Raw genomic sequence first — 13,511 nt, 5'->3', positions numbered from 1 at the left:
AGCAATCGCATTAAACCATTTACTCAATAAAAACCATGACCGAACTATTACGCCTTTCAAAAAGAATGTCCGAACTAGGACTTTGCTCGCGCCGCGAAGCAGATGAATGGATAGAACGCGGCTGGGTGCGCGTGGACGGCAAGATCGTCTCAGAACTTGGCAGCAAAGTGTTCCCACATCAACGCGTCTCGGTAGAGCGCCAGGCCGCAGCCGAACAATCCAAACGCGTCACCATCCTCATCAACAAACCAGTAGGATTAGTTAGTGGACAAGCCGAAGACGGCCATCAACCCGCAATCTCTTTGGTGAAGGCAGAAAATCGCTGGAGCGAATGCCCGGTGGATAATCAGTTCCACCCGACCCAACTGATGAGCCTGGTTGCCGCCGGCCGCCTCGATATCGACTCGGTAGGTCTGTTAGTACTAACCCAAGATGGTCGCATTGCCAAACACTTGATCGGTCAGGACACCACGGTTGAAAAAGAATATTTAGTCCGGGTTGAATACAGCCGACCTGGTCGACTACCAGAAAAAGATTTACGCCTGCTGAACCACGGCCTCAGTCTAGACGGCAAGAAATTAATCCCTGCGAAAGTACGCTGGCAAAATGATGACCAACTCAATTTCATCCTAAAAGAAGGAAAAAAACGCCAGATTCGCCGCATGTGCGAAATGGTCGGCTTAACGGTCCTAGGCCTCAAACGCGTCAGAATTGGCAAAGTAAAATTAGGCAAGCTACCGGAAGGCCAGTGGCGTTATCTGCAAGAAGATGAACAATTCTAATTTACGCTCATCTCACATACCCCCCTAAAAATAGTCAAAAATCGCCTCATTGCGCACGTAGTACGTGCGCAATCGAAATATACTACCTGGGGTATTATCTTAGCAGCGCTTTAATAACGTTTTAATAGCGCTTTAGCCATCGAATCTCCACCCTATCCTGCCACGCAGTGCATCTGAAACCGCAAGTAACGCGCAGCTTCAAATAAAAAGTGCACATCCCGAGCGCCCCCCCATAAAACTTTCCGCAGAAGCATTTGCGCACTCAGTTAGAATTCGGAAAAAATATGCGTGCTGTAAGTCGGGCCTAGCCAACTGCAAACCACAGCCCCGCCCCCTTCGCACACATACTCCCCCAAATTTTTAAGTAGATCAGCCGCTTGCCCGCGCAGTGTTTGTGGGTTTTAAATATACAGAGGGGAGTATTTTTGAGGTGTGGCAGGTTGGTGAGTGCGTTTCAGGCGAAGCCTTGGGTTTAAAGAACTCTCGGGACATGCCTGAGGCCTAGAAGAAGGTGGTGCATGCGTCGCGTCCTCGCAGGGTGTCGGAACATGCAAGGTCAGTGCAGTGCGCTATGGGAGTTGTCTTCGAACGGATTGCGCAAAGCAAAAACCCCTCAACAGGTAGCTGTTGAGGGGTTTTCTAATAAAAGCCTGACGATGACCTACTTTCACACTGGTTGCAGCACTATCATTGGCGCGGAGTCGTTTCACGGTCCTGTTCGGGATGGGAAGGGGTGGTACCGACTTGCTATGGTCATCAGGCATAACTTGTTGACTGATTGTGGTTCACGTTATTCTGTGAATCGCAAACAATCCAATTGGGAAGAAGTGTCGTAGGGCGGTTTGCACCACCAAGGCAAGCGAACATGGTTCACTTGTCCATCAATAATCTTTGTGCTGAGCGATTGACCATCGCTGCAGCGTGCCTGCATGTTGAGTGCAGGACTTAGGCGGTTGTGATTTGTACCAAACTTCGTCGATTTCTCGACTACATAAGGCAAACACACAAACAATACTTGTCGTAAATCTATAACACTAAAGTTATAGGGACAAGCCTTACGGGCAATTAGTACTGGTTAGCTTAATGCATTACTGCACTTCCACACCCAGCCTATCAACGTCCTGGTCTCGAACGACCCTTTAAAGAGATCTAGTCTCTGGGAAGTCTCATCTTAAGGCTAGTTTCCCGCTTAGATGCTTTCAGCGGTTATCTATTCCGAACATAGCTACTCGGCAATGCCACTGGCGTGACAACCGATACACCAGAGGTTCGTCCACTCCGGTCCTCTCGTACTAGGAGCAGCCCCCTTCAAACTTCCAACGCCCACGGCAGATAGGGACCAAACTGTCTCACGACGTTTTAAACCCAGCTCACGTACCACTTTAAATGGCGAACAGCCATACCCTTGGGACCGGCTACAGCCCCAGGATGTGATGAGCCGACATCGAGGTGCCAAACTCCCCCGTCGATATGAACTCTTGGGAGGAATCAGCCTGTTATCCCCAGAGTACCTTTTATCCGTTGAGCGATGGCCCTTCCATACAGAACCACCGGATCACTATGTCCTACTTTCGTACCTGCTCGACTTGTCAGTCTCGCAGTTAAGCACGCTTATGCCATTGCACTATCGTCACGATGTCCGACCGTAACTAGCGTACCTTCGAACTCCTCCGTTACACTTTGGGAGGAGACCGCCCCAGTCAAACTGCCTACCATGCACTGTCCCCGATCCGGATAACGGACCAAGGTTAGAACCTCAAACAAACCAGGGTGGTATTTCAAGGATGGCTCCACGCAGACTGGCGTCCACGCTTCAAAGCCTCCCACCTATCCTACACAGATTGGTTCAAAGTCCAATGCAAAGCTACAGTAAAGGTTCATGGGGTCTTTCCGTCTAGCCGCGGGTAGATTGCATCATCACAAACATTTCAACTTCGCTGAGTCTCGGGAGGAGACAGTGTGGCCATCATTACTCCATTCGTGCAGGTCGGAACTTACCCGACAAGGAATTTCGCTACCTTAGGACCGTTATAGTTACGGCCGCCGTTTACTGGGACTTCAATCAAGAGCTTGCACCCCATCATTTAATCTTCCAGCACCGGGCAGGAGTCACACCATATACGTCCACTTTCGTGTTTGCATAGTGCTGTGTTTTTATTAAACAGTTGCAGCCACCAGTTTATTGCAACCCTTTCATCCTTCCCCCGCAGGGGGGTCAAACTACAAGGGCGTACCTTATCCCGAAGTTACGGTACCAATTTGCCGAGTTCCTTCTCCCGAGTTCTCTCAAGCGCCTTAGAATACTCATCTCGCCCACCTGTGTCGGTTTGCGGTACGGTCTCGTATGACTGAAGCTTAGAGGCTTTTCTTGGAACCACTTCCGATTGCTTCGTGAACAAGTTCACTCGTCTCAACCCCTTGAATTACGCACCCGGATTTGCCTAAGTGCCTTCTACAAGTCAAGAACAGGCTCATCCAACCGCCTGACAACCTTCCGCGATCCGTCCCCCCATCGCATCATACGACGGTGCAGGAATATTAACCTGCTTCCCATCAGCTACGCATCTCTGCCTCGCCTTAGGGGCCGACTCACCCTGCTCCGATGAACGTTGAACAGGAAACCTTGGGCTTACGGCGTGGAGGCTTTTCACCCCCATTATCGCTACTCATGTCAGCATTCGCACTTCTGATACCTCCAGCATCCTTTACAAGACACCTTCGCAGGCTTACAGAACGCTCTCCTACCATATGTCCTAAAACATATCCGCAGCTTCGGTGTATCGCTTAGCCCCGTTACATCTTCCGCGCAGGACGACTCGATCAGTGAGCTATTACGCTTTCTTTAAAGGGTGGCTGCTTCTAAGCCAACCTCCTGACTGTTTTAGCCTTCCCACTTCGTTTTCCACTTAGCGATACTTTGGGACCTTAGCTGGCGGTCTGGGTTGTTTCCCTCTTGACGCCGGACGTTAGCACCCGACGTCTGTCTCCCAAGCTCGCACTCATCGGTATTCGGAGTTTGCAATGGGTTGGTAAGTCGCGATGACCCCCTAGCCATAACAGTGCTCTACCCCCGATGGTGATACTTGAGGCACTACCTAAATAGTTTTCGGAGAGAACCAGCTATTTCCAAGTTTGTTTAGCCTTTCACCCCTACCCACAGCTCATCCCCTAATTTTTCAACATTAGTGGGTTCGGACCTCCAGTACCTGTTACGGCACCTTCATCCTGGCCATGAGTAGATCACTTGGTTTCGGGTCTACACCCAGCGACTAATTTCGCCCTATTCGGACTCGATTTCTCTACGGCTTCCCTATGCGGTTAACCTTGCCACTGAATGTAAGTCGCTGACCCATTATACAAAAGGTACGCAGTCACGGAACAAGTCCGCTCCTACTGTTTGTATGCACACGGTTTCAGGATCTATTTCACTCCCCTTCCGGGGTTCTTTTCGCCTTTCCCTCACGGTACTGGTTCACTATCGGTCGATTACGAGTATTTAGCCTTGGAGGATGGTCCCCCCATGTTCAGACAGGATTTCACGTGTCCCGCCCTACTTGTCGCAAACTTAGTTCCACACCGATGATTTCATATAAGGGGCTATCACCCTCTATGGCTGGACTTTCCATTCCATTCTATTATCAAAGATGCTAAATCTTGCAGGCTGTTCCCATTTCGCTCGCCACTACTTTGGGAATCTCGGTTGATTTCTTTTCCTGCAGCTACTTAGATGTTTCAGTTCGCCGCGTTCGCCTTGCATACCTATGTATTGAGTATGCAATACCCCTAAGGGTGGGTTTCCCCATTCGGAAATCTGCGGATCAAAGTGTGTTTGCTCACTCCCCGCAGCTTATCGCAAGCTACTACGTCCTTCATCGCCTGTAATCGCCAAGGCATCCACCATGTGCACTTAGTCACTTGTCCCTATAACTTTAGATTCTGGCGTCTGATTGTTCACATCAAAGTAAAAATCTACTTTGATGTGGTGCTAGTTCAAAATCACTGGCAGAGCCAGATGATTTTTCCAGTAACACCTACGCTCAGGTTCATCACCAAAAAATCGCTATAGTTCTTATTACTATGAGTATTACTTTAGCGTTTGCCGTATCTCAAGATATTTGATTTTCTAAAACCCTGTATTGCTACAGTGCTTTTCAAACTCTTTTTAATACATTTTATGTTTGTTTGATACAATCACAACCCTTCCATGAATTATCGTTAATAACTGTCGTTATTAATTTCCTTCACAGAAATAATTTTGATTATTTCTACTTTACTTCTTCTCAATTGTTAAAGAACGGTCTTACTTGATACTTTGCTTTCGTTTCGAAAGAACAAATCTCAATAGCGCGCGCGCTACTCACATTTGTTTTTTCTTCCCACTCCATTTTACTGGTAGGGCTGGTTGGACTCGAACCAACGACCCCCGCGTTATCAACACGGTGCTCTAACCAGCTGAGCTACAGCCCCACTTATTTACGACTTCTTTACTACGTAAATGGTGGAGGTTAACGGGATCGAACCGTTCACCCCCTGCTTGCAAAGCAGGTGCTCTACCAGATGAGCTAAACCCCCAATTCGGGAACTCGGTACCGATGAATCGCTCCATCGCTACGTTCTTTATCATTAACAGTCAATAAGTGTGGACACTTAACTTGTAGCGCACTCTAGAAAGGAGGTGATCCAGCCGCACCTTCCGATACGGCTACCTTGTTACGACTTCACCCCAGTCACGAATCCCGCCGTGGTAAGCGCCCTCCTTACGGTTAAGCTACCTACTTCTGGCGAAACCCGCTCCCATGGTGTGACGGGCGGTGTGTACAAGACCCGGGAACGTATTCACCGCGACATGCTGATCCGCGATTACTAGCGATTCCAACTTCATGTAGTCGAGTTGCAGACTACAATCCGGACTACGATACACTTTCTGGGATTAGCTCCCCCTCGCGGGTTGGCGGCCCTCTGTATGTACCATTGTATGACGTGTGAAGCCCTACCCATAAGGGCCATGAGGACTTGACGTCATCCCCACCTTCCTCCGGTTTGTCACCGGCAGTCTCATTAGAGTGCTCAACTTAATGTAGCAACTAATGACAAGGGTTGCGCTCGTTGCGGGACTTAACCCAACATCTCACGACACGAGCTGACGACAGCCATGCAGCACCTGTGTTACAGTTCTCTTGCGAGCACCGCCAAATCTCTTCGGCATTCTGTACATGTCAAGGGTAGGTAAGGTTTTTCGCGTTGCATCGAATTAATCCACATCATCCACCGCTTGTGCGGGTCCCCGTCAATTCCTTTGAGTTTTAATCTTGCGACCGTACTCCCCAGGCGGTCTACTTCACGCGTTAGCTGCGTTACTAAGTCAATTAAGACCCAACAACTAGTAGACATCGTTTAGGGCGTGGACTACCAGGGTATCTAATCCTGTTTGCTCCCCACGCTTTCGTGCATGAGCGTCAGTGTTATCCCAGGGGGCTGCCTTCGCCATCGGTATTCCTCCACATATCTACGCATTTCACTGCTACACGTGGAATTCTACCCCCCTCTGACACACTCTAGCCATACAGTCTCAAATGCAGTTCCTAGGTTGAGCCCAGGGATTTCACATCTGACTTATATAACCGCCTGCGCACGCTTTACGCCCAGTAATTCCGATTAACGCTTGCACCCTACGTATTACCGCGGCTGCTGGCACGTAGTTAGCCGGTGCTTATTCTTCAGGTACCGTCATGAGCAGTCTGTATTAGAGACTACCTTTTCTTCCCTGACAAAAGAGCTTTACAACCCGAAGGCCTTCTTCACTCACGCGGCATTGCTGGATCAGGGTTGCCCCCATTGTCCAAAATTCCCCACTGCTGCCTCCCGTAGGAGTCTGGACCGTGTCTCAGTTCCAGTGTGGCTGGTCGTTCTCTCAAACCAGCTACTGATCGTCGCCTTGGTAGGCTTTTACCCTACCAACTAGCTAATCAGATATCGGCCACTCCATGAGCATGAGGTCTTGCGATCCCCCACTTTCATCCTCAGATCGTATGCGGTATTAGCGTAACTTTCGCTACGTTATCCCCCACTCTAGGGTATGTTCCGATATATTACTCACCCGTTCGCCACTCGTCGCCAGATTGCTCCGCGTTACCGTTCGACTTGCATGTGTAAGGCATGCCGCCAGCGTTCAATCTGAGCCAGGATCAAACTCTTCAGTTTAATCTCTGTTTTGTGTTCATTTCTGAACTCCGTTCTTGCGAACGGTGTCGCTCACTCAAATAACTGACAGGCTACTTTTGAACTTGCGTTCTCAAGCATCCTATTTATTACTTTTGCGAACATTTGATATTTTTTAAGTTGAACTAACTACCGAAGTAATTAGCCGCGCTCTTTATCAAGTGCCCACATTTATTGACTGTTAATTGTTAAAGATCTGTCTTCTGTTTTTTGGCGCGTCACTATCGATTCTCACCGACTGCAAAGCGTTTCTGCCAGATTGCTACAAAGCGTTTTGTTTGTAAGCAGCAGAGAGATGAGATTATGCGGCATTTACTTGAACTCGTCAACCCCTTGTTTTACGAGCGCTTGAATTTGATTTACATCTTCATTCAAACCTAAGGTTAATTCGTTAGCCTTACTTTCTTCATTTCGCCCCGCTCTTCAGCGGGAGGAGCACTATAGCAAAGCTTGACTAGGATTGGCAAGCTTATTTAAAAATTAGATTGCAATCCCTTATCTTGTTCTATTTCTCACCACAGGAACTCTAGGAGCAACAGCTGGCTTGCCGCGCCCCTTACCTATAGTTTGCGTCTCGCCCGACTCGATATTAAAAGTGGCAGTAACATCCCTGCCGAGCACACTAACTAAATATGGCATGACCTCTCTTAAGGTAGCTTCCAGTGTCCAAGGGGGATTTAAAATAAACATGCCACTACTATGCAAGCCAAAACCATCAGGAGTAGATCCACCAATAGAAAGACTGACATTTAGCCAGCCATTGGCCGGAATGCGCTTAAGTCGCTCTGGTAACTGCTTGGACTCCATCCTTTGGAGAATTGGATACCAAACTGCATACATACCCGTAGGAAACCGCAGCAATGCGTCTTGTACAGTTTCCTTGACGCGGCGATAGTCATCCTTCACTTCATACGGTGGATCAATTAAGACAAGGCCGCGACGCGATGGTGGCGGCAACAAAGCCTTCAATCCTTCGAACCCGTCACCCGCTGCGATAATTACACGCTTACCGCGCGTAGTTGGCCTATGTCCTTGCGCGGCAGCATGCGCATCGAGCTTGCGGAAATTTTCGCTCAGTATTTTGATTTCACTAGGATGTAACTCAAATAAACGCAGCCTATCCTGTTCGCGCATAATTTTATCGGCGCAATAAGGAGAGCCTGGGTAATAGCGCATTTTGCCACTAGGATTCAAGTCTTTTACTAAGGCCACATACTCCGCCAAGGCGGGCGGCAGATCGGTGCGATCCCACAGTGGGGCGATGCCAGTTTCGTACTCTGCATTTTTACTCGCATATCCAGCATCGAGGGAGTAAAGACCGGCGCCCGAATGGGTATCGATATAAGTGTAAGCAGCCTCTTTTTGCCCGAGGTAATTGAGCAACTGTATGGTAATGAAATGCTTAAGGACGTCGGCGTGATTGCCAGCGTGGAAGCCGTGGCGATAACTCAGCATAATGGGAATTCCTATGAAAATGACCGCTATATCCCAAAATATTTGAATATAGCCAAGTGAAGAGATGCGGGATTTTACTCTCTTTGGCTAGTAATTACACTCAGTCTATACGCTTACCGAAGATAATCAGGTCGCGCTCAATGCCATCGAGGGTCGCGACGCGTGGCATATTCGCCCAAATTTGAAAATTAAATGATGCAAACAAATTCATACTAGGCGTGTTGTGACCGAAAATAAAACCCAGTAAAGTATGTACAGCAATTTGAGGTGCGTGCTCTATGGCGGCCTGCAGAAAATAACGACCGATACCGCGGCCTCTGGCGTCTTCATGCAAATAAATCGAGAGCTCTGCGGTGCCAGCGTAAGCAGGCCGACCATAAAAATCAGAAAATGACAGCCAACCGATGATTCCCGCCTCACCATCGACCACCCACAAAGGACGCTTATCGGGTGAGTGTGCATAAAACCAAGGCAAACGAGAATCTACACTGATAGGTTCGGTATCGGCAGTTACCTTTCTTGATGCAATCGTAGAATTATAGATCGCGACGATTTCAGGTAAATCCTCCAGCGCGGCGATTCTGTGTGACAGTTGGGTCGAAGACATATTTATAAAGTGTGCGTGGCGCGTGATGAGCGTATCGCCGCGCCGAGCAATTCCTCAACGCGTAACTTGATACGAGTACCGCTTTCGTCATCTGGAAAATGCACACCTATCCCTTGAGATTTATTGTTACCGGCGCCGGCAGGTGTAATCCAAGACACTTTACCGGCAATCGGATATTTACTCGGATCATCGAGCAAAGTCAAAATCAGATAAATCTCTTCGCCGAGGCGATAAGATTTGTTCGTGGGTACAAAAATGCCCCCATTTTTTAAAAATGGCATGTACGCCGAATATAAGGCTGCCTTTTCCTTGATTGCCAATGACAAAACAGAGGGACGCGCAGGAGCAGACACATTCAAATTAGCAGGTAGTTCAGCCATAAAACGCTCTCAACGGAAAAGTGCAGAATAATCCAACAACATATCTTCTATAAATAATTTAGCAGATAAAGGGTGACTGGCAATCGCCTGTCGTTCTCTCACGGACGCCACTACAGCCAACAAGGCATGAACATCTACGCGCATAGCCAGCGCTGCTAATTCTTTGTGATACCTTGGATAATACCGGATTATGCTACTTTGTTTATAAGAAAAAATATCGTACAGCCAACGTTGCAACCAAGACACCGTGGTCGGGACATCCATTTTTTGCATTTTCTCCGCGATTTTCAAGCTTGCTTCGACGCTAGGCTTACTTAATTGACGCAAAAACTCGTCTAAATCGGTACGCACATCCGACTGCCCCATCGCTAGCGCCGCCAGCGGGGCGCCACCTTGCTGCGCCAACCACATATCCGCATCACTGAGTTTTTGCGTTGCCAACCACGCAAGGGATTGCTCACGTGATGGCATCCCTAGCGGAAATTTGTGGCAGCGAGATAAGATAGTCGGCAATAGCCTATCTAAACTATTTGAAACCAAAACAAACACGGTGTTGGCATTTGGCTCTTCCAGTGATTTAAGTAAGGCATTCGCCGCCGGTACGTTCAAAGCTTCCGCAGGGTACAGCAGCACAACCCGTCGCCCTTGTCTGTGGGTAGAAATATTCATAAAATCAGCCAAGGCACGCACTTGATTGATGACGATTTCCTTGGATGGCGCCTTGCTTGCCTTGGCGGTTTTTTTATCCGATTCGGAAGCATCGGCTTCACTGGCCGCGCCCTCTTCCTCGTCGAGCAGTTCAGGTCGCACGCGTCGATAGTCAGGGTGACTATATTGAGAAAACCAGCCACACGAGGCGCACTCCATGCATGCGCGCCCATCCGGCTTAGGCGTCTCGCACAACAGCGATTGCGCAAATTGTTCGGCGAAAAGTGTTTTTCCCGTACCTTCAGCACCATGCAACAAAATGGCATGCGGCATGCGCTCTCGCAGCGACTGCAATTGCGTCCAGGCCGACTGATGCCAGGAAAAAAGTGAACTACTCATCTTGCTCGCCGACCAACAACTCAGCGATCAATCCATCCAGATCTTTGCGGATTTCAGGAATAGCTCGACTCGAATCGATAATGCGGAAGCGTTGCGGGAATTGCGCCGCCCTGCGCAAATACTCGGCGCGCGTACCCGCAAAAAAATCAGTCTGCTCCTGCTCAAATTTATCCAGAGTGCGGGTAGCATCCAGACGTTCGCGCGCGACCGCTAAGGGCACATCAAACAACAAGGTCAGATCTGGTTGTAGATGTGGATGGACCCATTGTTCCAGGGCTTCAAGTTTTGCCAATGGCAATTTACGTCCGCCGCCCTGATAAGCAAAACTGGCATCGCTGAAGCGATCCGAAATCACCCAATCGCCGCGTTGCAACGCAGGCTCTATCACTTGCGCGATATGCTCTCTGCGCACTGCAAACATCAATAAGGCCTCAGTCTCCAAGTGCATTTTTTCTTGCAAGAGAATTTGCCGCAAAGACTCTCCCAGCGGCGTACCGCCCGGTTCCCGACTGCTAATGACGGTGATGCCACGTTGCTGCAAAGCTTGCGCCACATAGGCGATGTGAGTAGACTTACCAGCACCATCAATGCCCTCGAATGTAATAAATTTACCTGCTTTTTGCATAGGTCTAGCTAGAAACTCTAAAATGAATGATGCGTATTATCCTTGATATCAGACAAACACCGCTACTAAATTACTTAAGCAATCTGCGCGGCTTCATGATTACTCTCAGCAGGATTTTTTAACGCTGATATTTATTCACAGCGCGATTATGCTCGGTTAAATTGTCAGAAAATTGGCTAGTGCCATCGCCTCTCGCGACAAAATACAAGGCCGCACTTTTTTCTGGATTCAGGGCCGCCGACAAGGAGGCTATCCCAGGTAAAGCGATAGGCGTGGGCGGCAAGCCAGCGCGGGTATAGGTGTTGTAAGGCGTATCGGTCAATAAATCGACTTTCCTGATTTTCCCCTTGTAACTCTCTCCCATGCCGTAGATCACAGTGGGGTCGGTTTGCAACAACATACCGATCTTGAGTCGATTAATAAACACAGAGGCAATCAAACTACGCTCGGAAGAACGGCCGGTTTCCTTCTCGATAATGGACGCCATGATCAGTGCTTCATAGGCTGTTTTATACGGCAGATTGGCGGCCTTGGCTTGCCAGGCATCATCGAGATGCTTCAACATAGACTGGTGGGCTTGCTGATAAATGAGTAAGTCACTACTCCCTTTGGCAAACAAATAGGTGTCAGGGAAAAATAGGCCTTCGGGCGATTGATAATCAGGATTGATTTTTTTGATTAACTCTTTACCGCTAAGACTGAGGCTGTCATGTTTAATTCCTGGATGCGCATCGATGGCATTGCGCATTTGCTGAAAACTCCAGCCCTCGATAATCGCAAGACTGGCATGGGAAAATTCACCATTGACAATTTTCACCAGCAAAATCATAGGTGTATCGCTAATTTCGAACTCAAATGTGCCCGCTTTTAATTTATTCGCCTTGCCATTTACGCGCGCTAAAATTTCAAACATGAAAGGCTCTATCGGCACCCCGCTATCGCGCATCTGGCGCGATGCGCTACGCACCGCACTGCCGGCCTTGATGCTGAAGTCGATAGATTTGAACTCGCTGTCGGCCTGCACCAGCGGTTGGAAGGCCCAATAGGCAAATGCAGTAGCGAGCGCGATTAGCGCAATAAACAGCAAAGAAATTATTTTTTTTATGAAACTCATGTAGTGGTGGTCAACGTGTTTTCTAAGAGCCTACTATAATCTACGAAACTTAGCCCTGTTGTAAATGGCTAATTGCAAAATCGCCAGGCCTAGCGATGCAACTAGCAGGCGAGTACCAAGCTAACCTAAAGAGAAGATAAAGAGTAAACCCATGATGACCTTGCCGCAATTTCTTGAAATGACAGCCGCCAGCAGTACGCCCGAGTTGCAAAGTACCGCTGCCCAACAGGGCTTTGTTACTGCGTTGACCGACTTGGGCTTAATACAGGTGAGCGGTGACGATGCGGCCAGCTATTTGCACAATTTACTCAGCAACGACATCGAGCACCTGAGCAACACATCGGCACGCTACGCGGCATTGTGCACTCCCAAAGGACGCATGCTGGCGAGTTTTTTTGTTTGGAAAACCAGTACCGGTATTTTTCTGCAACTATCAACCTCGATACAAGCCGCAGTCCAAAAACGTTTGCAGATGTTTGTGATGCGCGCCAAGGCAAAATTGACCGATGTGAGTACTGAATATACGACACTAGGCTTGGGCGGCGCGGCCGCGACTCTAAGTCTGCAAGAATGGTTCCCGCAATTGCCTGGCGCGGTGAATGACAAAGTGGACACTGAAGCGGGTAGTTTAATACGCGTCAGCGATGCCTATGGACATGCACGCTATTTATGGATCATACAATCAGCGCTACTGGCCGACTACTGGCCGACCCTGCAAAAAAATCTGCTAGCTAGCGATGCAGCGATCTGGCGTCGTGCCGACATCCATGCAGGAATTGCCCGCATCATAGATAAAACCCAAGAGCAGTTCGTACCGCAAATGGTGAATTTCGAGTTGATCGGTGGTGTAAATTTCAAGAAAGGCTGCTACCCGGGCCAAGAAATCGTGGCGCGCAGCCAGTATCTGGGAAAACTCAAGCGCCGCATGGCTATCGCCAGCGTTCCGAGTAGCGCGGTGATGGCGGGTATGGAAGTTTTTTCAGAAGATGACCCAGATCAACCTTGCGGCATGATCGTCAATGCCGAAGCAGAAAGCTCAGACAGCAGCATCTGCCTGGTCGAACTCAAAGTGGCAGATCAACAGGCGGACAAGGTACATCTAGCTAGCGCGGATGGTGCTCGCTTGCGCTTTCTGCCACTGCCTTACTCCATGCTTGATATCACGCAGTAGTTGGATAAGGCTCAGCGACTAAACACATACTCCCGCTCAGTATGAGAAAAAATACCTAAAACCCCGCTCTGCTACTGCGCGAATAAAACAATTTAATGGATACTCCCCATT

General features: G+C 48.8%; 8 protein-coding genes, 2 tRNA genes and 3 rRNA genes. 2 read left to right on the top strand and 11 right to left on the bottom strand.

What is annotated here, in order from left to right; genetic code table 11:
- Nucleotides 1-35: 35 nt before the first annotated feature.
- Complete coding sequence (locus EJN92_RS17465) at nucleotides 36-782, top strand: pseudouridine synthase (RefSeq protein WP_126128983.1); 747 nt, start codon at nucleotides 36-38, stop codon at nucleotides 780-782.
- A 648-nt stretch (nucleotides 783-1,430) separates the two neighbouring features.
- Here the strand turns inward: EJN92_RS17465 and rrf are convergent.
- The 11 genes from rrf to mltG all read right to left on the bottom strand — a co-directional run bounded on the left by rrf (nucleotide 1,431) and on the right by mltG (nucleotide 12,229).
- A 5S ribosomal RNA gene (gene rrf / locus EJN92_RS17460) occupies nucleotides 1,431-1,543 on the bottom strand.
- 283 nt (nucleotides 1,544-1,826) lie between these two features.
- Nucleotides 1,827-4,703, bottom strand: a 23S ribosomal RNA gene (locus tag EJN92_RS17455).
- 469 nt (nucleotides 4,704-5,172) lie between these two features.
- A tRNA-Ile gene (locus EJN92_RS17450) sits at nucleotides 5,173-5,249 on the bottom strand.
- Nucleotides 5,250-5,278: 29 nt separating this feature from the next.
- Nucleotides 5,279-5,354, bottom strand: a tRNA-Ala gene (locus EJN92_RS17445).
- 96 nt (nucleotides 5,355-5,450) lie between these two features.
- Nucleotides 5,451-6,983: ribosomal RNA gene (locus EJN92_RS17440) — 16S ribosomal RNA — on the bottom strand.
- Together the 16S, 23S and 5S rRNA genes with 2 tRNA genes alongside form the textbook arrangement of a ribosomal RNA operon.
- A 513-nt stretch (nucleotides 6,984-7,496) precedes the next feature.
- The gene (locus EJN92_RS17435) at nucleotides 7,497-8,456 is read right to left on the bottom strand and encodes a 23S rRNA (adenine(2030)-N(6))-methyltransferase RlmJ (RefSeq protein WP_126128982.1); all 960 of its coding nucleotides are present in this window, start codon (nucleotides 8,454-8,456) and stop codon (nucleotides 7,497-7,499) included.
- 100 nt (nucleotides 8,457-8,556) lie between these two features.
- A complete protein-coding gene (locus EJN92_RS17430; protein WP_126128981.1) occupies nucleotides 8,557-9,063 on the bottom strand; it encodes a GNAT family N-acetyltransferase in 507 nt (168 codons plus the stop codon).
- Between the two features lie 2 nt (nucleotides 9,064-9,065).
- A complete protein-coding gene (locus EJN92_RS17425) occupies nucleotides 9,066-9,443 on the bottom strand; it encodes a PilZ domain-containing protein (protein WP_126128980.1) in 378 nt (125 codons plus the stop codon).
- A gap of 9 nt (nucleotides 9,444-9,452) precedes the next feature.
- Nucleotides 9,453-10,490, bottom strand: a complete 1,038-nt coding sequence (locus tag EJN92_RS17420) for a DNA polymerase III subunit delta' (protein WP_126128979.1) — start codon at nucleotides 10,488-10,490, stop codon at nucleotides 9,453-9,455.
- Nucleotides 10,483-11,115, bottom strand: coding sequence for a dTMP kinase (gene tmk / locus EJN92_RS17415; protein WP_126128978.1), 633 nt, complete (start codon nucleotides 11,113-11,115; stop codon nucleotides 10,483-10,485). Before tmk ends, EJN92_RS17420 begins: the two co-directional genes overlap by 8 nt.
- Before the next feature lie 118 nt (nucleotides 11,116-11,233).
- Nucleotides 11,234-12,229: an endolytic transglycosylase MltG gene (gene mltG / locus EJN92_RS17410; RefSeq protein ID WP_126128977.1), complete on the bottom strand. Its 996-nt coding sequence runs from the start codon at nucleotides 12,227-12,229 to the stop codon at nucleotides 11,234-11,236.
- A gap of 151 nt (nucleotides 12,230-12,380) precedes the next feature.
- On the opposite strand from mltG, the gene ygfZ reads away from it, so the two are divergent.
- On the top strand, nucleotides 12,381-13,400 hold the full coding sequence (gene ygfZ / locus EJN92_RS17405; protein WP_126128976.1) for a CAF17-like 4Fe-4S cluster assembly/insertion protein YgfZ: 1,020 nt from the start codon (nucleotides 12,381-12,383) through the stop codon (nucleotides 13,398-13,400).
- Nucleotides 13,401-13,511 lie beyond the last annotated feature (111 nt).

The organism is Undibacterium parvum, from assembly GCF_003955735.1.
In the GTDB taxonomy this organism is placed as follows: domain Bacteria; phylum Pseudomonadota; class Gammaproteobacteria; order Burkholderiales; family Burkholderiaceae_D; genus Undibacterium; species Undibacterium parvum.
This window is presented reverse-complemented; position numbering and strand designations above follow the sequence as displayed.